17 protein-coding genes are annotated in these 18,699 nt (G+C 62.4%); 7 read left to right on the top strand and 10 right to left on the bottom strand.

The annotated features are described in order from the left end of the window. Positions 1–2: 2 nt before the first annotated feature. From ACZ9HU_RS14360 to ACZ9HU_RS14330, 7 genes are all read right to left on the bottom strand, one after another. On the bottom strand, positions 3–713 hold the full coding sequence (locus ACZ9HU_RS14360; protein WP_476105910.1) for a DsbA family protein: 711 nt from the start codon (positions 711–713) through the stop codon (positions 3–5). A gap of 33 nt (positions 714–746) precedes the next feature. Next, a complete protein-coding gene (locus ACZ9HU_RS14355; RefSeq protein WP_476105909.1) occupies positions 747–2,090 on the bottom strand; it encodes a M48 family metalloprotease in 1,344 nt (447 codons plus the stop codon). A 96-nt stretch (positions 2,091–2,186) separates the two neighbouring features. After that, positions 2,187–3,470, bottom strand: coding sequence for a PAS domain-containing protein (locus tag ACZ9HU_RS14350; protein ID WP_476105908.1), 1,284 nt, complete (start codon positions 3,468–3,470; stop codon positions 2,187–2,189). Between the two features lie 85 nt (positions 3,471–3,555). Further along, on the bottom strand, positions 3,556–4,299 hold the full coding sequence (locus tag ACZ9HU_RS14345; protein WP_476105907.1) for a sterol desaturase family protein: 744 nt from the start codon (positions 4,297–4,299) through the stop codon (positions 3,556–3,558). 81 nt (positions 4,300–4,380) lie between these two features. Beyond that, on the bottom strand, positions 4,381–5,184 hold the full coding sequence (gene fabI / locus ACZ9HU_RS14340; RefSeq protein WP_476105906.1) for an enoyl-ACP reductase FabI: 804 nt from the start codon (positions 5,182–5,184) through the stop codon (positions 4,381–4,383). Continuing rightward, positions 5,181–6,167 (bottom strand): YihY/virulence factor BrkB family protein, encoded by a 987-nt coding sequence (locus ACZ9HU_RS14335; RefSeq protein ID WP_476105905.1) that lies wholly within the window; start codon positions 6,165–6,167, stop codon positions 5,181–5,183. Before ACZ9HU_RS14335 ends, fabI begins: the two co-directional genes overlap by 4 nt. A gap of 67 nt (positions 6,168–6,234) precedes the next feature. After that, on the bottom strand, positions 6,235–7,167 hold the full coding sequence (locus ACZ9HU_RS14330; RefSeq protein WP_476105904.1) for a DnaJ C-terminal domain-containing protein: 933 nt from the start codon (positions 7,165–7,167) through the stop codon (positions 6,235–6,237). Between the two features lie 137 nt (positions 7,168–7,304). On the opposite strand from ACZ9HU_RS14330, the gene pdxH reads away from it, so the two are divergent. Together pdxH and ACZ9HU_RS14320 are read left to right on the top strand one after the other, a co-directional pair. Further along, positions 7,305–7,925, top strand: a complete 621-nt coding sequence (gene pdxH, locus ACZ9HU_RS14325) for a pyridoxamine 5'-phosphate oxidase (RefSeq protein WP_476105903.1) — start codon at positions 7,305–7,307, stop codon at positions 7,923–7,925. 11 nt (positions 7,926–7,936) lie between these two features. Continuing rightward, complete coding sequence (locus ACZ9HU_RS14320) at positions 7,937–8,872, top strand: cation diffusion facilitator family transporter (RefSeq protein WP_476105902.1); 936 nt, start codon at positions 7,937–7,939, stop codon at positions 8,870–8,872. Positions 8,873–9,149: 277 nt separating this feature from the next. On the opposite strand, the gene ACZ9HU_RS14315 is transcribed toward ACZ9HU_RS14320, so the two are convergent. Continuing rightward, positions 9,150–10,265 (bottom strand): serine hydrolase domain-containing protein, encoded by a 1,116-nt coding sequence (locus ACZ9HU_RS14315; protein ID WP_476105901.1) that lies wholly within the window; start codon positions 10,263–10,265, stop codon positions 9,150–9,152. A gap of 88 nt (positions 10,266–10,353) precedes the next feature. On the opposite strand from ACZ9HU_RS14315, the gene ACZ9HU_RS14310 reads away from it, so the two are divergent. Then, complete coding sequence (locus tag ACZ9HU_RS14310) at positions 10,354–10,728, top strand: hypothetical protein (RefSeq protein WP_476105900.1); 375 nt, start codon at positions 10,354–10,356, stop codon at positions 10,726–10,728. 3 nt (positions 10,729–10,731) lie between these two features. Here the strand turns inward: ACZ9HU_RS14310 and mnmA are convergent, their stop codons facing one another. Together mnmA and ACZ9HU_RS14300 are read right to left on the bottom strand one after the other, a co-directional pair. Next, on the bottom strand, positions 10,732–11,889 hold the full coding sequence (gene mnmA / locus ACZ9HU_RS14305; protein ID WP_476105899.1) for a tRNA 2-thiouridine(34) synthase MnmA: 1,158 nt from the start codon (positions 11,887–11,889) through the stop codon (positions 10,732–10,734). A gap of 131 nt (positions 11,890–12,020) precedes the next feature. After that, complete coding sequence (locus tag ACZ9HU_RS14300; protein WP_476105898.1) at positions 12,021–12,260, bottom strand: hypothetical protein; 240 nt, start codon at positions 12,258–12,260, stop codon at positions 12,021–12,023. Positions 12,261–12,406: 146 nt separating this feature from the next. Between ACZ9HU_RS14300 and sciP the strand changes: the two genes are divergently transcribed. The 4 genes from sciP to ACZ9HU_RS14280 all read left to right on the top strand — a co-directional run bounded on the left by sciP (position 12,407) and on the right by ACZ9HU_RS14280 (position 18,666). Beyond that, positions 12,407–12,706 (top strand): CtrA inhibitor SciP, encoded by a 300-nt coding sequence (gene sciP / locus ACZ9HU_RS14295; RefSeq protein WP_168603328.1) that lies wholly within the window; start codon positions 12,407–12,409, stop codon positions 12,704–12,706. Positions 12,707–12,998: 292 nt separating this feature from the next. Then, complete coding sequence (locus ACZ9HU_RS14290) at positions 12,999–14,177, top strand: efflux RND transporter periplasmic adaptor subunit (RefSeq protein WP_476105956.1); 1,179 nt, start codon at positions 12,999–13,001, stop codon at positions 14,175–14,177. Between the two features lie 14 nt (positions 14,178–14,191). Continuing rightward, on the top strand, positions 14,192–17,389 hold the full coding sequence (locus tag ACZ9HU_RS14285; RefSeq protein WP_476105897.1) for an efflux RND transporter permease subunit: 3,198 nt from the start codon (positions 14,192–14,194) through the stop codon (positions 17,387–17,389). Beyond that, on the top strand, positions 17,386–18,666 hold the full coding sequence (locus tag ACZ9HU_RS14280; RefSeq protein WP_476105896.1) for a DUF445 domain-containing protein: 1,281 nt from the start codon (positions 17,386–17,388) through the stop codon (positions 18,664–18,666). The genes ACZ9HU_RS14285 and ACZ9HU_RS14280 overlap by 4 nt, the downstream gene beginning before the upstream one ends. Positions 18,667–18,699: the final 33 nt, after the last annotated feature.

The following is an 18,699-nucleotide window of genomic DNA, read 5'->3' as shown; positions in this document are numbered from 1 at the left end:
CTTTAGCCCTGTTCTTTGACCGCTGCGGCCAGAGTGTCATAGCCGACCGCCCCGCCAAGGATCTTGCCGTTCGCGATCCAACTGGGCGTGCCGCCAAGGCCAAGGTGGCGGGCCAGCGCCAGATTGGTTTCGATTTCGGCCTGTGTGGCGGGGTCGGCAATGACCTTTTGCGCGGCGGCCATGTCGATACCGGCGGCTTGGGCGGCGCTGGCGATGGTTTGGGTGTTGGGGCGGCCTGCGGCATACATCGCCTTGTGGAAAGCGGCAAATTTGCCCTGTTTCGCGGCGGCCAGCGCCATTTTCGCTGCATCCGTGCTTTCCGGTGTCAGGATAGGCAATTGGCGCAAGACCACCTGCGCCTGCGGATCATTGGCCACCAGTTTGGCCACGTCTTCCTCGCTGGCCCGGCAATAGCCGCAGGCATAGTCCATGAATTCGACCAGCACATGCTTGCCATTGGGGTTACCGATCACCGCGCCGGGAAAGGGCTTGAGCGCCTGCGGGGCGACCTGCGCCAATTGCTTTTCCGCGTCCGATGATTTCAGCTTTTCGGCCGCCTCGCTCAGGATTTCCGGGCGTTCGAGCAAGGCCTCGCGCACAGCGCCCACCTGTGCCCCATGGTTGAACGGCAGCAAGGGGGCGAGCGAAGCGCCCACAAGACCGCCCGCCAAACCAAACAGCGTGGCCAAAGCATAGGTGCGGAACTGAGACATGGAATTTCCTTTATCGGGCGCTTTGCCGCCCCGTTATGATCGTTTTTTGGATTTGGCGAGATAGCTTCGCGCTTCCATCGCAATGTCTTCGGCGCGGATGGCGTCCGCCGATCCGACCGGCAGCCCGTTCTTGGCCGCTTCGGCATTGACCAGCGCGCCGCCCCAATTGCCCGACAGCGATGCCTGTTCCGCACTGGCCAGACGGGCGCGGGGCAGGTCGCCGTTCTTGGCATAGATGATGCCCAGCACGTACCATGCAAAGGGATTTTCGCGGTCGCGCGCCACGGCGGCTTTCAACACTTTTTGTGCCTCGTCCAGATGTTCTCTGGAATTGACCAGATCATCCTCGGCAATCAGCGCATGGCCAAAGGTGGTGGCGATCAAGGGCTGATTGCCGGTCAGGGCTGTTGCCTGACGCAGGGGGGTGATCGCTTCGGCCGGTTTGCCCGCCTCCAGCAGGATCTGCCCTTTGAGTTCAAGGAAATAGGGATCGCTTGGCCCCATGGCCAGCAGCTTGTCCGTCTCGCTCGTCGCCTTATCCAGAAAGCCTTCCTTGTGATAGGCATAGGCACGGGCGTAAAGCGCGGGAATATTGTTCATATATTCCGGAAAGGCTTTGAACGTGTTGGGCGGCTCGGCCAGATAGCCGTAAAGCTTGGCCTTCACCCGCTGGAATCTTTCCTCCAGCGCCGGATTGCTGGGGGCGTTCCACGCCGGGTCCTTTTTGTACACATCCTCCAGATAGGAGATGCGTTCATCGGTCATCGGGTGGGTGGAATAAAAGGCGGCCTCGTCGCTGCGGGTAAAGCCCGCGCGGTTTTCCATCACCAACAGCTTGTGAAAAAATTCGAGCGAGCCGCGCCCCGACATGCCCGCCTTGGACAGGAACGAAGCGCCCGCCGCATCGGCGGCTTCTTCCTCGCCGCGCGTATAGGCCAGGAATTTGCCCATCGCGGCCTGTTGCCCGGCCATGAACACGCCCATCGCCGCCGCGCCGCCGCCCGCCGCCGCGGCCGCCGCACCCAGCAACAGCGAGAGGATCGAGATATTGCCCGCCATCTTGGCCCCGCGATCATCAATCGCATGGCCGCCCACGACGTGGCCCAATTCGTGGGCAATCACGCCCTGAACCTCAAGAGCCGAAGACGCCTCGTTGATCAGGCCCGAATGGATATAGACCGCCTGCCCCCCGGCCACGAAAGCGTTAACCGAGGAATCATTGACCAGCACGATATCGACATTTTTCGGGTCCAGCCCCGCCGCGCGCACCAATGGCGCGGACATATCGCGCAGCAACGCCTCGGTTTCGGCATCGCGCAGCACCGATTGCGCCGCCGCCGGCGTCGTGGCCAACAGGCATGCGGCCACCGTCGTCATAGATCGTAAAGCAGAAGCGAGCGCGGAACGTAGGGACATGCTGGGGATCACCTAACATGTTTTCCCGTGAACCGCGCCTGAAGAATGACGCGCCGTTTATTCCGGCGTCAGCAAACGCGTGGCCCGCGTGATCAGCGCCGGATCATCGCCCAGATCACCCAGCAGCGCGATGGTGCCATCCTCCATCCGGCGGACCAGCACGACCGAATATTCCGGCCCCCGGGCGCCCAGCGTGTCCATCGCGCGCGGCGTTAACCGGTCAAGGGGATTGCCATTCTCGGCCTCATTGGCGCTTTCATCGCGGCGCAGGCGGCGTTCCTGTGCCACAACGCCCTTCAGGCCGCCGCTGGCCTGCGCCAGATGGTCGGCCAAAGTGCCCTGCGGCAGGCCCAGCCGCATCCCATGCGACAGCGCGGTGGCATATTCGGTCAGGCGCGTCTTGTCGTGATCGGCGCCAAACACCAGTTTGACAATCGGCACCAATGGCGCGCGCGGCTGGCCCACAAGCCCGGCCTGCGCCATCAATTCTTTCAATTCGACCGGCTTGTCCCGTGCGGCCAGCGCGAAGTCATAGGCCCGCCCAATCGCGGCATAGAGCGCCTGACGCGGGCGTTCCGGGTTGGTCCCGGCGGTCTGGGCCAAGGCTCGCGCCTCCATCAGCCAGTCGGCCAGCGACGCTGCGCGTGCATCGGCTTCGGCCTGCGGCCCATCGGCCCATGCGGCCCATTGCGCCACGGTCTGTTCCGGGGTCAGGCGGGGCGGTTCGCCATCCTCGTGAAAGGAGGCGTTGAATTCGCGCGCCAATTGCTCGCTCAGCGACGCATCGGCGGCTTCCTTCCAATTGACGACGCCAAGGACATAGCGGATCGGCCCGTTCAATTCCTCGGCAAAGGGCAGGAGCATGCCGCGATAGGCGATGGTCGCGCCGCGCGGATTCATGAATTCTTCTTCGAAACCGATGGGCGCCTGATTGGCGATGATCTGCATATACTGGCCGGTCAAACGGGCCAGCATGGATTGGTCGGGCACCTGATCCAGATGGGTGATGTCACGCGCCACGCCGCATTCCTGCGCCAGCTTTTCGCCGACAAAGGCGATACGCGGATCCTCGATGCTTTGCGCAAAATCGATCAGCACCGCATTGGGCGCGATATCGGGCAATTGGTCCAGCTTCAGATCGGCGATCAGCGGCAAAGTTCTGGGGCCCAGCAATTGGGTCCAATGATCATAGGCCAGAATTTGCAGGCGGCGCTCGCCCTCGGCCACCACCATGGGCGGCATGTCGAGAATGTCGTCATCATCCTCGTCCATGGCGGGATTGACCTCGGCAAACGGGCTGATTTCCGCATTGCGTTCAAAATAGCCGCGTGACCCGTCCATCCTTTTTCTCCCGTCTGAATCTGTCAGGGGGATCCTTGCGCAACTAGGTAAACGGGCCGTTAAGTTGCGCCATTCGGCGGCGAATTTAGTGCCCTGTTCCCGCTTTGAACTCGCCGATTCCCTTGTCCGTGCCGCAAATCCGGTCCCAGAATCGGAAATAGAGTCCGTAATTGGCCTTATAAATCTCGTGGTGGCGCTGATGATGGCTGGCGGTGATGATCCATTGGCCGACTCGGCCATGGACCATGGCGCGGGGAAAAATTTCCCAGCCCATATGGTTTGTCACGCCCATCACCGTCATCACCGTCAACACAACGCCCAGAGCGCCAACGTGGATCGGCACCACAAAGACCAGCAAGGGGATCACAAAGGCCTGCGTCAACGCCTCGGTCGGGTGAAAGGCCATCGCGGCCCATGCCGTGGGCGGGCGCGAAGCATGGTGGACCGCGTGAAACACCCGGAACACCCGCGGTTCATGCATCCAGCGGTGGGTCCAATAAAACCACGTGTCATGGGCAAACAGGTAAATCAGGATCGAGAGCGGCCAATACCACAAGGGCATGGCGTGGATGTCTTCATAAATTCGCGTCCAGCCATGCGCTTTCCACCCCCAAGCGACCAACCCAGCCGGAATGCCGAAAATGGCGCAGGAGATCAGCGACCAGAAGATTTCGCCGCGAATCTGGCGCGAGAGGGGCGCGTAAAGGCCCGGTTGCTTAACCCGCGTCGCCCATGCGAAACCGCCGCTGGACAGCAGATAGCGCAAGGACACGATGGCCGTCATGGCCAAGGCCGAAATCAGGGCGGAAAGGATGGTAGGGTCGGACATGAGCGCGCCTTATGCCGCCTTTGCCCGCCCGAAGAAAGGCGGCGCGAGGGGCAAAATCCATCCTCGCGCCCGCATTTCCATTTAGCTCAACGCGATATCGGGCGCGTCTTCCTGCTTCATGCCCACGACATTGTAACCGGCGTCCACATGGTGAATCTCGCCCGTCACGCCGCTGGCCAGATCGGACAGGAGATAGAGGCCCGCTCCGCCCACATCGTCAATCGTGACATTGCGGCGCAGCGGCGAATTCAGCTCGTTCCACTTGAGGATATAGCGGAAATCGCCAATCCCGCTGGCGGCCAGCGTCTTGATCGGGCCGGCCGAAATGGCGTTGACGCGAATGCCCGCCGGGCCGCAGTCATTGGCCAGATATTTGACGCTGGTTTCCAGAGCGGCCTTGGCCACGCCCATCACGTTGTAATGGGGCACGACCTTTTCCGCACCATAATAGGAAAGTGTCAGGATCGAGCCGCCATTGGGCATCATCGCCTGCGCGCGCTTGGTCACGGCGACAAGGCTGTAGGCCGAGATGTTCATCGTCATCAGGAAATTGTCGAGCGTGGTGTCGTAAAAACGGCCACGCAGCTGCGTCTTGTCCGAATAGCCGATGGCATGGACGACAAAGTCGATCGTTTCCCAACGCTCTTTCAACGCGTCAAAGGCCGCGTCCAGCGCGTCCATATCCGACACATCGCAATCGATCAGGAAATCGCTGCCAAGGCTTTCCGCCAGCGGCCCGACACGCTTTTTCAGCGCTTCGCCCTGATAGGAAAAGGCCAGTTCCGCACCCTGTTCATGCAACTTCTGGGCAATGCCCCATGCCAGCGACTTGTCGTTTGCCAGCCCCATGATCAGGCCACGCTTGCCCTGCATCAGTCCGGTCATTCGTAATCTTCCCTCATGTTCTGCGAGGCGCGGTCATCCGCCTGCCCCAACCAGTCGCGTTCTTCGGGCGTCACCGCCAGAGCCGCATTCAATTCCGCGCCTGTAACCAGTCCAAGCCCGACAAGCCAGAAAAAGAACAACGCAATCATGGCGCCAGCAAGGCTGCCATAGGTCAAATCATACATAAAAAGCCAGCGCAGCAACCATGGCAGCACCAGCGACACCACCGCCCACCACAGCGTAACCAGCAGCGCGCCGGGCCATTTGGGATAGATCCGGCCCCGATAAACGCTTGGCGTCAGGATGAAAAATAAAAGATAAAGCGCGCCAAACAACACGCCCATCGGCACCAGACGCGACAGGCTGAGATTGGCGGCCATGGCCTGTTGGCGAATCGTGCCGATGGGAATCAGTTGCAAGGTCGTGCTGATCGCCACCTGCATGTAAAGCGAGACGAGCAGCAGGATCACCGCCACCATCACCAGCCCCGTCCCGATCAACCGCCGCCGCCAAAAGGTTTTACGCGCCACCGGCGTACCATAGGCGCGGCGCAAAATGTCACGCACCGTCTCGATCAGGCTGGACACCGTCCACAATCCCGCCGCCATGCCCACCCACAGCAACCAGCCATGGCGCATTTCCACCACATCACGCGCCACCGGTTCCAGAACGCCGGATACGATTCGCGGCATCACCCGCAAAAACGCATGGACCAGATAGACCCGCTCGCTGGTTTCCCCCACCAGCGAGAACAGGCCCCCCGCCACAATGAAAAAGGGAAAGATCGCCAGAATGGCCATATAGGCCAGATTGCCCGCATGGATGAACCCGTCGCGCCACACGCCCGTCACCACGCGCTGGATCACGGTAAAGCTGCGATAGCCCAGATGGGCGCGCAATTTTTCGGTCATGTCGCCATCCAGCCGCGCGATTCGCTTGCGCCGCGCCTCCGGCGTCAGATCATGCAGATGGGTGTTAAGCACAAAACCGTTGGGCAACAGCGGGGAAGCACCGGGCTTCCCCCCGCTCTTGCCCCGGCCCGGCAAGGGCTTATCCAAACCTGGCGCGAAGATCGCGGCTGTCGCGCCACCCTTCGAGCCGCTGGGCCAGATCCGCGTCGCCTTCGGGCAATGCGATTTCCAGCGTCACATATTGGTCGCCGCGCGTCCCGTCCTTGCGGGTGAAGCCGCGGCCCTTGATGCGCAATGTCTTGCCGCTCGAACTGCCCGGCGCAACGGTCAGCATGACCGCGCCATCGACGGTGGGCACCTTGACCTTGCCGCCAAACAGCGCCTCGTCCAGCGTGACAGGGACATCGACGCGGATGTCATCGCCATCGCGCCGGAAATAGGCATGGGGCATGACGGCGATGGTGATCATCGCATCGCCCGGCCCGCCCGGCCCCGGATCGCCCTTGCCCGACAGACGGATCTGCATCCCGTCCTCGACGCCTTTGGGCAATTTGACATCCACCGTCTTGCCATCGGCCAGAGTGATGCGCTGATTGGCGCAAATCGCCGCATCGGGCAGGGTTACCGCAAGGCGATAGGCGCGGTTCTGTCCCTTGGGCGGGGCGTGACGGCCAAAGCCGCCGCCACCGAACCCGCCGCCGCCGCCGGTGCGACCGCCAAAGATTCCTTCAAAAATATCGCCAAAATCCATGCCCTCGGGGCCATTGCCGCCAAAACCACGTTGACCGCCGCCGCCAAAGCCGCCCCCGAAACCGCCGGCGCCGAAACCGCCGCCAAATCCGGCCGGATTGCCTTCGCCATCGATCTCGCCGCGGTCGAACTGGGCGCGCTTGTCTTTATCGGACAAAAGGTCATAGGCCCGCGTCACCTCGCTGAAACGCTCGGCGGCCTTGGGGTTGTCCTTGTTGTGGTCGGGGTGCAATTCCTTGGCCAGCTTGCGATAGGCGGACTTGATGTCCTTTTCGCTAGCGCCGCGCGATACACCCAGAATTGCATAAGGATCTTGTGCCATGCCCGCCTAGCTAGGATGGCAAAGGCCGCCCTGCAAGGTATCAGATCAAATGCTTGTTGCCCTTTTCGCCGCTTTCTTGATCGGGCAAACTGTCCTATCGGCGCGGAACGGCGCAAACCTGATGGGAAACAATGGTTATGAGTTCGGAATCTGACGCGATTGTCGGCGGTGATCCTTTCGCTCTTTTCGACGCATGGTTTGCCGATGCCAAGGCGTCCGAACCCAATGATCCCGAAGCCGTGGCGCTGGCGACATCGACGCCCGATGGTTTCCCTTCGGTGCGCATGGTGTTGATGAAGGACCACGGACCCGACCTGCTCGGCCCGGACGGCGGCTTTGTGTTCTATACCAACAGCCACAGCCGCAAGGGCGGCGAATTGCTGGCCAATCCGCGCGCCGCGATGCTGTTCCATTGGAAAAGCCTGCGCCGCCAGATCCGCATCGAAGGCGCGATCCATCAGGTGCCCGATGAAATGGCCGACGCCTATTTCGCCAGCCGCAGCCGCGATTCGCAATTGGGCGCCCATGCCAGCAACCAGTCCGCGCCGCTGGCATCACGCGGCACTTTCATCGCCGATATTGCCCGCGTGACCGCGCGCCATCTGATCGGCCCGGTGCCGCGCCCGCCGCACTGGACGGGCTTTTGCCTTGTGCCCACGGCCATGGAGTTCTGGATGGACCGTACGTTCCGCCTGCATGAACGCCGCCGTTTCACGCGTGAGGCTGGTGGCTGGACCAGCACGCTGCTTTACCCGTAAAAGGCGCAATCATGGCCCAACACGATCATTCCGCCCGCGACCATTCCGCGCTCAACCGCAGCGCGGCCTATGCCAGCATTTCCATGGCCCTGCTGCTGGTGGGGCTGAAAGGCTGGGCTGCGTGGAGCACCGGTTCGACCGCCATGCTGGGCAGCCTGGCCGACACCGGGCTGGATCTGGTGGCCAGTATTGCCACGCTGGCGGGGGTATGGGTGGCGGGGATGCCCGCCGATGACAACCACCGCTTTGGCCATGGCAAGGCCGAGGCGCTGTCGGCCATGTTTCAGGTCATGCTGATCGCCGCTTCGTCGGTCGCTCTGGCGGTGCATTCGGTTCAGCAATTGGCGTCGGGTGAACGCACCGGCGCGGCGGGCGACGGCATCCTTGTTTCGGCCATCGCGATTGTCGGCACGCTGGCGCTGCTCGGCTGGCAGCAATATGTGATCCGGCAAACCCGGTCGGTGGCGATTTCGACCGACCATCTGCATTACAAATCCGATCTGCTGCTCAATCTGGCGGTGATCGTCGCGCTGCTGCTCGACCAATATGCCGGGTGGACGCGGGCCGACCCGTTGTTCGGCCTTGGCATTGCGCTGTGGCTGGCATGGGGCGCATGGCACGCATCGGAAGAAGCCATCGAGCAATTGATGGACCGCGAATGGCCCGAAGACAAAAAGGCCCGCTTTGTCGAAGTCCTTGGCCGCCACCCCGAATTGCGCGGCGTCCACGACCTGCGCACCCGCACCAGCGGCAACCGCGATTTCGTGCAATTCCACGTCTGGGTCGATGGCCGCATGACCGTGACCGAAGCCCATCGCGTGATGGATGAGATCGAGGACAAGCTGCATGCCGAATTCCCCGATGTGGAGATTTTGATTCATCCCGATCCCGAAGGCCATGTCGACGAGCGCGGCGTGGCGGGGCGGGATATTTTGCAGGATGTTTAAGGGGTAAGGTGAGTTTGCCTCCGGCGGGCAAAGGGCGGGGGCCCTTTGCAATCCCGTTAATGGGTGGTGGCGGGGTGCCGGGGTTTCGTTTGGCGCGATGGTTGTATAAAGCCTGCGGCGCGGCGAACTGGCGCCGCTTGGCGCCGCAGGCTTTAAAAATCAGAAGTTTCGTCTCTGGCGCAGGGCTTCGTCACCGCCACAACATCGACAGTAATGGGATTGCAAAGGGTCAAGACCCTTTGCCCGCCGGAGGCGCCCAAACAACCCCGCGCCGCAATCAATCCTGATTATACAACTGCACAATATCGGCCAGCTTGCGCACCAGCGCCGCCCGCATCGGCCCGTCGGTTTTGCCCAGACGCACCACGGTCAGTTCCTGATCGGGCGAGACGATGACATATTGGCCAAGGTGGCCGATGGCGGCAAAGATATTGGACTTGCCCCGGCCGGGAAACAGTTCCTCGTGCCCGCTGGGTTGCGGGCGGTTGAGCCAGAGTTGCGCGCCATAGCCGGGGTTGTGGGGAGCGGGCGACCGCATGAACCCGACCCAGTCCGAGGGCACGATGCGCGCGCCATTGACCATGCCGTTGTTGCGCAGGAATTCACCGAATTTGGCCCAATCGCGCGCGGTGGCGTGGATCATGCTGCCGCCTTCCATGGTGCCGGCGGCGTCGAATTCTGGCGTGGCGCTGGGCATTCCGGCGGGGATGAACAGGCGGCTGCGCAAATAGTCGCTCATCACCTGACGGCGCACGGCGGGGTCGCGGCTGTCGGTCAGCGCACGTGCGGCAATGTCGGACAGGATGACGCTGGTGGCGGTGGAATATTCCCATTTGCTGCCCGGTTCGGCGATCAGGGGCTGGGCCTCGGCATAGGCGGCGGTGTCGTCGCGCCCGTCCAGCACCAGCATGCGCACCGTATCGGCATCGCCTGCCGGTTTCGTCGATTCGACATGTTGCAGGCCCGATCGCATCTGCAACAATTGGCGCAAGGTGATTTCGCCGCGCGGGTCGCCGGGGCGTTGCCATGTGGGCACGGGCGCCGATTCGTCCAGCGTCAGCCGCCCATCGGAAATCAGCAGGCCGATCAGCACGCCGGTGATCGTCTTGGACATGGACCAACCGATCAGCTTGGTATTCGGTCCATAACCGGGCGCATAACGCTCCGCGACGATCCGCCCTTTGTGCATGACCACCAGAGCGCGGGTTTCACCCAAAGCCGAATCGGTGAACAATTCGTCCACCGCCCGCGCCAGCGCTTCTCGCGGGGCGCCGGGACGCGGATTGATCGCGGCCATGGCTTGGGGTGAAAGCGGTTTTTCCGCCGGTTGTCCGCCACCGCAGGCCGAAAGCAGGCCCAGCGAGAGCGCGGCCAGCGCGCAGCGAGTCCCCATGCCAAGGGTTGGCAAGCGGCGCTTGGGCGCGATAAGGGGGGGGCGGCGCGTGACCATCACGATGCCTCCATGCGCAAGGTCTTCACCAATGGCAAGTTTCAAGCTCAAATGGCAACGCGAAGGCGGCGCGATAGCGGTCGGTTTTCGTTTGAAAATTGTGCTGGGCGTGTTGGGCCTTGTGCTGCTGGCCATGGCGGTGATGGGCGTGTGGAAAGGGCCGGCGCTGGCCAAGGATGCGTTGACGGGGGCCTCTTTTGGCGCGCGGATCGCCTGTTCCTGCCACTTTGTCGAAGGGCGTCCGCTTGATCAGTGCAAGAGCGATTTCGAACCGGGCATGAGCATGGTCATGCTCTCTGCCGATGAAACGGCGCGGACCGTTACCGCGCGCGTACCGCTGATTTCCGCCCAGACCGCAACCTTTCGCACGGGCGAAGGCTGCGTTCTGGAAAAATGGGAACAGTAGGTATCAGGCTGCGAAAGTTTCCTCGATCCAGCCGCCGCCGATGACGCGATCTCCGGCATAGATCACGGCGGCCTGACCGGGGGCGACGCCATATTCGGGCGTGGCGAAACGGATCGTCACATCCGCCCCATCGCCCAGCGGCCCTTCGAGCGTGATCGGCACGGGTTTGGCCAGTGAGCGCACCTTGGCGGTCAGTTCGGCGCCATCGGGGATCGCGCCGATGCGGTTGGTTTCGATGATCCGCGCCGCCGATACCGCCAGCATCGCCCGCGGCCCGACCAGAACCCGCGCGCCGGGCGCATCAATGCCCACGACATAGACTGGTTCGGCCAAGCCGCCGATTTCCAGCCCGCGCCTTTGGCCCACGGTATAATGGATCACGCCCTTGTGGTGGCCCAGAACCGCGCCGGTTTGCGCATGGACGATGTCGCCGGGGCGTTCGCCTTCGGGGCGGATCTTGCGCACGACGCTGGCATAATCGCCTTCGGGCACGAAACAGATATCCTGTGAATCAGGCTTGGCCGCGACCTTCAGGCCGAAATGATCGGCCAGTTCGCGCACCTGTGTCTTGGGCAATCCGCCAAGGGGAAAGCGCAGATAGTCCATTTGCGCCTGTGTCGTGGCGTAAAGGAAATAGGATTGATCGCGCGCGGGATCGAGCGCGCGATGCAATTGCGCGCCATCGGCCCCCATCACGCGCCGCACATAATGCCCCGTGGCCAGACAATCGGCCCCCAGATCGCGCGCCATCGTCAAAAGGTCGGTGAATTTCGGCCCCATATTGCAACGGATGCAGGGGATCGGCGTGCGCCCGTTCAGATAATCATCGGCAAAGCGATCGACCACGCTTTCACGAAAGGCCGTTTCGTGATCGTAAACATAATGGGCAATGCCCAAACGGTCGGCCACTTCGCGCGCATCGCGAATGTCATCGCCCGCACAGCATGCGCCCTTGCGTTTCACCGCTTCGCCATGGTCGTAAAGTTGCAGCGTGATGCCGATCACCTCGGCCCCGCTATGCGCGGCAAGGGCGGCCACGACCGACGAGTCTACGCCGCCCGACATCGCGACAACGATTCGTCGCGTTTTTGCCTCTCCTTTAAGATCAAACAGATCCAGAAGCGCGTCAGGGGTTAACAATGAGGGGGAATCATAGGCCATAAAGCGCCCCATACACTGACCCGACGTAAGCGCCAAATCGGCAGATTTTTGCCGCTTTGGCGCCCGCCCGGCGGCGGTAGTTTGCCGGATTGCCGGAATTAAACATGGTCACCAAGGAGTAAATCCGGCCTTTACCCGCTCTTGACCATGTTGCGCTTATACCATGTTTCATGGAACTGCGATTTGATCATGAAGACTGGCTGGCCCAGTCCTTTAGCCCCGCTTCGGCAGGGGATCGGTTGCGGCTTGACTGGCATGCTCTGTCCTCGCGTCTGGCGGCGGCGCATGCGTTTCAGCGCGGGTGCAGCGATGCCCCGGCCATGTTGGCAGGGGGCAGCTTTGACCCCCATGTCGCCCAGCTTCTGGAACATTATGCTCCGGTTTGGGACAGACCTAGTGCTTTGTGCAACGGGACTTTCCAAGATGTTAACCCTGTTTTTAGAGGGGTTCGAAAAACCATGTCAGGCATAGATTCCGGTGTTGCCGGTCCCCGTCATCCCGGCGATCGAGGAATGAAATGATCGAGAACCAGAAAATCCGTCCTGCCATGGTCATTGGCCCGCTTGGCGAACCGCTTACGCTGGAATCGCTGCCGCCGCCCAACACCACGCGGTGGGTTGTCCGTCGCAAGGCCGAGGTGGTCGCAGCCGTCAATGGTGGTCTTTTGACCATTGATGAAGTGTGCGAGCGTTACAGCCTCACCCTGGAAGAATTCGCCTCGTGGCAACGCGCGGTGGACCGTTCCGGGATGCAGGGTCTGCGCGTCACGCGAATCCAGCATTATCGCGATCTGTATGAGCGTCAGTTGAAATATTGATCGGCTGAAATACCTATCTTTTGTCCCTGAATAGGGATTGAAAGGGCGCAGGAGCATTTGGCTCCTTGCGCCCTTTTGCGTTCTGATCACGCTTTGCCGCGCATTATCTGGCCCATTGCCCAAAAAGGCCGCTTGATTGAGGTGATATACACAGGTAATACGGTGCGTGCAGCGGCCCGAAATCCCCCCAATTCGCGCGGCCATCTCTTTGGCGTGCATGGGGCGGATATCAGCCGGTGGCCGCAAGGGCGGGCCACGGTCAGGGCCAAGGGATAATGGGGTGGTGAGCGAGATGAACGTCGAGGCCAAGGTTCAGTCTGTCCAATTGGCAGAGCCGTTTGAGGCGGAGGAAATCCAGCCTTTCCCGCGCAACAAGGTATTGTTGGCCGCAGGCGCGGTGGTTTTGGCCATTGGCGGCATCTATGCCTATACCCATCGCGACGCGGCCGGGGACGGCGCGCGCGCCAACCAGGCGCCTTTGGTTTCGGTGGCCACGCCCGGCCTAACCACCGTGGCGGGCCTGATCAATGCCAGCGGCGTTCTGGCCGCGCGCCATGACATGCCCGTCGGCGTCGTGGGCGAAGGCGGCACCGTGGTGCAGGTGCTGGTCGAACCGGGCGTCTGGGTGAAAAAGGGCCAGCTTCTGGCCGTGATCGATCGTCAGGTGCAGACCCAGCAGCAGGCCAGCAGCGGCGCCAATATCGCCGTCGCCCAGGCCGATGCGCGCATTGCGCAGGCCAATCTGGACCGCGGGCTGAAACTGGTGGCCAATGGTTTCATTTCCAACGCCGATATCGATAAACTGACGGCGGTGCGTGACGCGGCCAATGCGCGCGTCCGCGTGGCACAGGCGCAATTGGGCGAAGTGCAGGCCAAGATCCGCCGGTTGAACATCGTGGCCCCCGCCGACGGCCTCGTCCTCGACCGCGCGTTGGAGGTTGGACAGGTGGTCAGCCCCGGCAACGGCATCCTGTTCCGCATCGCCGACAAGGGTGAGATGGAAATGCGCGCCCGCCTGTCCGAAACCGATCTGGCGCATCTGGCGCTGGGGCAAGAGGTCAAGGTGCGCCCGGTGGGTTCGGAGCGTGAATTCGTCGGCCACGTCTGGCAGGTGTCGCCCGTCATCGACCCCGCCACGCGTCAGGGCATTGCGCGTATCGCGCTGCCCTATGACCGCGACATTCGCCCCGGCGGTTTTGCCAGCGCGGAAATCCGCAGCGGTTCGATTTCCGCGCCGCTCCTGCCCGAATCCTCGCTTCAGGCCGACGCACAGGGCAGCTATGTCTATGTCGTGGGCGGCGATAACAAGGCCGTGCGCCGCCGGGTCAAGGTGGCGATGGTAACCGAAAAGGGCGTGGCGATTGCCTCGGGCCTGTCGGGGGCCGAACGGGTCGTGCTGCGCGCCGGCGCTTTCCTGACCGAGGGCGAAACGGTCAATCCGCGCAGCCAACCCCAGACCAAGCAACCCTGAAAGGGACGAGTTCCATGAACTTCCGTAATCTTTCAGCATGGTCGATCCGGCATCCGGTGGTGCCCATCGTGATCTTTGTGGCGATGATGCTGATGGGCGTCATCAGCTTTGCCCGGATGGAGATTCAGGACCAGCCCGACATCGAATTCCCCATCGTGGTGGTGGCCATCACCCAACCGGGCGCGGCACCCACCGAAATCGAAACCCAGATCACCCAGCGCATCGAAGGCGCGGTGCGCACGATTTCGGGCGTTTCCTCGATCAGTTCGACCGCATCGGAAGGTTCCAGCCAGACGATGGTGGAATTTCAACTGGGCGAGGACATTAACGCCGCCGTTGCCGAGGTAAAGAACGCGGTCGATCAGGCGCGCGGCAATCTGCCCGACGGTATTCTGGAGCCGCAGGTGTTCAAGGTGAACACCTCGACCAACCCCATCGCCTATTTCGCGGTGGCCGCCGATGACATGACCATCGAGCAGCTTTCATGGTTCATTGACGACACGGTGGCGCGGCGCCTGCTGGGCGTGGAGGGCGTGGCCGAAATCAAGCGCAACGGGGGCGTCAACCGCGAGATTCTCGTGACGCTCGACCCGGCGCGGATGCAGGCTTTTGGCGTCACCGCGCCGCAGGTCAATGCGGCCCTGCGCGTGCTGAACCTGAATGCGGCGGGGGGCAAGGCCGAGATCGGCGGCACCCGCCAATCGGTGCGCGTACTGGGCAATGCGCAGGACGCCTTTGCGCTGAGCCAGGCCGATATTCCGGTGGCCGGGCGCGTGGTGAAACTTGCCGATATTGCCACGGTGCGCGACGCATGGGGTGAAATCACATCCTTGGGCAAGGTCAATGGCAAGCAGGTCGTGACCTTCTCCATCGCCCGCGCGCGCGGTGCCTCGGACGTGTCGGTCTATGACAAATCGATGGTCGAGCTGGCCAAGATCGCCAAGGAGCGTCCCGGCGTCCATTTCACCGAATTGTTCAATCAGGTTTCCTATACCAAGAAACAGTACGAATCCTCGATGGAATCCATGGTCGAAGGCGCCGTTCTGGCGGTGATCGTGGTGTTCTTCTTCCTGCGCGACTGGCGCGCGACGGTGGTTTCGGCCATCGCCATTCCGCTGTCGGCCATTCCCACCTTCTGGTTCATGAAGGTCTGGTTCGGCTTCACGCTCAACACGATGAGCCTGCTGGCGCTGGGCTTGGTTGCGGGCGTGCTGGTCGACGACGCGATTGTGGAGATCGAGAATATCGTCCGGCATATGCGCATGGGCAAAACCGCCTATCAGGCCGCGATTGATGCCGCCGATGAAATCGGTCTGGCGGTGGTGGCCACGACCTGCTCGATTGCGGCGGTGTTCTTGCCGGTCGGGTTGATGCCGGGCGTGTCGGGGGCGTTTTTCAAGAATTTCGGCCTGACGGTCGTTGTCTCGGTGCTGATGTCGCTGGCCGTGGCGCGGATGATTACGCCAATGGTGGCGGCCTATTTCCTGAAAAGTCATGGGACCGCCGAACATGGCGGCGGGCGGATGATGGACTTCTATCTGCGCGTGCTGCACTGGTCGTTGGACGTGTCGGGCGCGCGGGCGCTGCGGGCGCGTTTGCTGGCCGAAAAAGGGCATTTGTCTTGGCGCGATCATCTGCGCGCCCGCATGCGCGATCATCGCATCTGGATGATCGGCGTGGCGCTGGGTTGCTTTGCGCTGACCATCGTGCTGTTCATGGCGATGCCGACCGTGATGTTCCCCGATGAGAACAGCGATTTCACCCAGATCCGCATCGAAATGGTCCCCGGCACGACGCTGGCCCAGACCGAGGCGGTGGCCGATCAGGTGGCCGGTATCGTGCGCCAGCGGCCTGAAGTCGATCAGGTTCTGGAACGCGTGAACGAGGGCACGGCCCGCGTGATGATCATGCTGAAAAAGGATCGCAAGATCCACACCAAGCAGTTCGAACGCGAAGTCACCCCCACCGTGCAGGGTATTGCCGACGCGCGCATCACATTTCAGGCCAGCAACAATGGCGGTTCGTCCACCGGGCGCGGGCTGGAAATCATGTTGTCCAGCTCGGACCCGGAACTGCTGGACAGGACGGCGGCTGAACTGGTCGAGCAGATGAAACATATGCCCGAACTGGTGGCCCCGCGGATCAGCGGCGACATGCGCCGTCCCGAAGTGGTGATCGTGCCGCATATGGATTTGGCCGCCAGCCTTGGCATCTCGACCTCCTCGCTCAGCCAGGCGATCCGCATCGCCACGATTGGCGAGATCGACCAGAACGCCGCCAAATTCTCGCTTTCCGACCGTCAGGTGCCGATCCGCGTGCGCCTGCCCGAAGAAGCGCGGCGCGATCTTTCGAATATCGCCAATCTGCCGGTGCCGACTTCGGCGGGCGGATCGGTGCCTTTGAGCCGCGTGGCCGATATCACCTTTGGCTCCGGCCCATCGACGATCCAGCGCTATAATCAGGAACGCCGCATCTTCATCGGCGCGGATCTGGCGCCCGGCATCGTCAAGGGAGAAGCGGAAAAGAAGGTCAAAGCCCTGCCCATTATGAAGAACCTGCCCGCAGGCGTGTCGAACACCGCCTATGGCGAGGCCAAGTGGCAGCAGGAGATGGTGTTCAATCTGGCGCTGGCCGTGCCGGCGGGGATTGGGTTGGTCTTTGCGGTGCTGGTGCTGCTCTATCACCGGGTGGTGTCGCCGCTGGTGAATATGGCCTCGCTGTTCCTCGCGCCTTTGGGCGGGCTGTTGCTGCTGGCCATGCTGAACATGCCGATTTCCATGCCGGTCTATATCGGCATCCTGATGCTGTTTGGCATTGTGGCGAAAAACTCGATCCTGCTGATCGACTTTGCCATCGAGGAAATGCAGCGCGGCGCCAATAAATTCGACGCAATCATCGAGGCGGGCCACAAGCGCGCCCAGCCCATCGTGATGACCACGGTGGCGATGACGGCGGGGATGATCCCGGCGGCCATGTCGCTGTCGGGTGATGCGGCGTTTCGTGCGCCGATGGGCGTGGTGGTGATCGGGGGGTTGACGCTTTCGACGGTGCTGACGCTGCTCATCGTACCGGCCGCCTTCAGCCTTGCCGACGGGTTTGAAAAACGCATCGGCCCGAAATTGCGGCGTGGGCTTTTGACCTATGAACCGGAACATGCCCGGCAATCTGGCCATGGACCTGAGGGCCGCGCTGGAGTAACCCCTGCCGAGTGAGACAAGAAAGAAGCCTGTGGCGCTGGCTGGGCGTCGAGAGCGACCTGCGCAGCAGGCAGGCCGCCCGCGTCCGCTGGCTGGCGCATGGATTGCTGGTGGGGATGGCGGCGCTCTATCTGCTGTCCCGCCATTTCGCGCCGGTACAGGCGGGCTGGGAATGGGCGCTTGCCTTTTCCGAAGCGGCGATGGTGGGCGCGCTGGCCGACTGGTTCGCGGTGACGGCGCTGTTCCGTCACCCGATGGGCCTGCCCATTCCGCACACCGCGATCATCCCGGAAAAGAAGGACCAGATTGCCGACAGCATGGCGGGCTTTCTGCGCGCCAATTTCCTGACGCCGCAGGTCGTGGCGCGTCGTCTGGCGGGGCTGGATGTGGCGGGCGCGCTGGGCGGGTTTCTGGCCGATCCGCGTGAAGGCGGAGAGCCGCGTCTGCGCAAAGGCGCGGCGGGGCTGTTGGGCGACATGCTGCAATCCCTGCCGGGTGAACAATTGGGCACGATGCTCAAATCCACGGTGCGCGGGCAATTGGAACGGCTCGAACTGGCGCCCTTGCTGGGGCAATTGCTGGAAGGGGCGATGGCGGACGGGCGTCATCGCGGCGTGATCGAGGCGATGCTGCGCTGGACCGGGATCACGCTGGAGGCCAATGAGGATATCCTGCGCAAGATGATCCATGAACGCGCCCATGCGCTGTTGCGCTGGACGGGGCTGGATGAAACGCTGGCCAACACGATTCTGGATGGGCTGTACAAGCTGCTCGCTGAATGCATCGTCGATCCCCAGCATCCGTTGCGGACGAAACTTGAGGATCTGCTGGCCGGATTGGCCCATGATCTGCGCCATGATCCGGTGACGCAGGAAAAGGTCGCGCGGATGAAGGCCGAGATTCTGGCCAATCAGGCGATGGGCGCGTGGATCGATGGCCTGTGGGAACGCGCCCGCGCCGCCGCGATCGATGCGCTCAGCCATCCGGGCGGTTTGCTCGAAGGGCGCATGGGGGCGGGGCTGGCCGGATTTGGCGCGGCTTTGCAGACCGACGCGCGGTTGCGCCATCAGGTTAACCGATTCGCGCGCCGCTCGCTGGCCGGATTGGCGGTGCGGCATGGGGCGGGGATCGTGAAACTGGTGTCCGACACCGTGCGCCGGTGGGATGCGCGTACCGTTTCGGAACGGATCGAAGGCGCGGTCGGGCGCGATCTGCAATTCATCCGTATCAATGGGACATTGGTAGGGGGAATTGTTGGTTTGCTGCTTCACGCTATAGAAAAGATATTGTAGGAACCTAATTGCGTTTGCAGCGTTGTCAGTCGC

Source organism: Novosphingobium sp. Sphag1I (assembly GCF_056279125.1).
This window is presented reverse-complemented; position numbering and strand designations above follow the sequence as displayed.

Excerpts from the sequence above, each read along its gene's own strand:
- sciP (WP_168603328.1), top strand. The coding sequence starts at position 12,407 with ATGATCGAGAACCAGAAAATCCGTCCTGCCATGGTCATTGGCCCGCTT.
- ACZ9HU_RS14355 (WP_476105909.1), bottom strand. The coding sequence starts at position 2,090 with ATGACGACGGTGGCCGCATGCCTGTTGGCCACGACGCCGGCGGCGGCG.
- ACZ9HU_RS14345 (WP_476105907.1), bottom strand. The coding sequence starts at position 4,299 with ATGTCCGACCCTACCATCCTTTCCGCCCTGATTTCGGCCTTGGCCATG.
- ACZ9HU_RS14315 (WP_476105901.1), bottom strand. The coding sequence starts at position 10,265 with ATGGGGACTCGCTGCGCGCTGGCCGCGCTCTCGCTGGGCCTGCTTTCG.
- ACZ9HU_RS14330 (WP_476105904.1), bottom strand. The coding sequence starts at position 7,167 with ATGGCACAAGATCCTTATGCAATTCTGGGTGTATCGCGCGGCGCTAGC.
- pdxH (WP_476105903.1), top strand. The coding sequence starts at position 7,305 with ATGAGTTCGGAATCTGACGCGATTGTCGGCGGTGATCCTTTCGCTCTT.
- ACZ9HU_RS14360 (WP_476105910.1), bottom strand. The coding sequence starts at position 713 with ATGTCTCAGTTCCGCACCTATGCTTTGGCCACGCTGTTTGGTTTGGCG.
- ACZ9HU_RS14290 (WP_476105956.1), top strand. The coding sequence starts at position 12,999 with ATGAACGTCGAGGCCAAGGTTCAGTCTGTCCAATTGGCAGAGCCGTTT.
- ACZ9HU_RS14350 (WP_476105908.1), bottom strand. The coding sequence starts at position 3,470 with ATGGACGGGTCACGCGGCTATTTTGAACGCAATGCGGAAATCAGCCCG.
- mnmA (WP_476105899.1), bottom strand. The coding sequence starts at position 11,889 with ATGGCCTATGATTCCCCCTCATTGTTAACCCCTGACGCGCTTCTGGAT.
- fabI (WP_476105906.1), bottom strand. The coding sequence starts at position 5,184 with ATGACCGGACTGATGCAGGGCAAGCGTGGCCTGATCATGGGGCTGGCA.
- ACZ9HU_RS14320 (WP_476105902.1), top strand. The coding sequence starts at position 7,937 with ATGGCCCAACACGATCATTCCGCCCGCGACCATTCCGCGCTCAACCGC.
- ACZ9HU_RS14285 (WP_476105897.1), top strand. The coding sequence starts at position 14,192 with ATGAACTTCCGTAATCTTTCAGCATGGTCGATCCGGCATCCGGTGGTG.
- ACZ9HU_RS14300 (WP_476105898.1), bottom strand. The coding sequence starts at position 12,260 with ATGTTCCAGAAGCTGGGCGACATGGGGGTCAAAGCTGCCCCCTGCCAA.
- ACZ9HU_RS14310 (WP_476105900.1), top strand. The coding sequence starts at position 10,354 with ATGGCAAGTTTCAAGCTCAAATGGCAACGCGAAGGCGGCGCGATAGCG.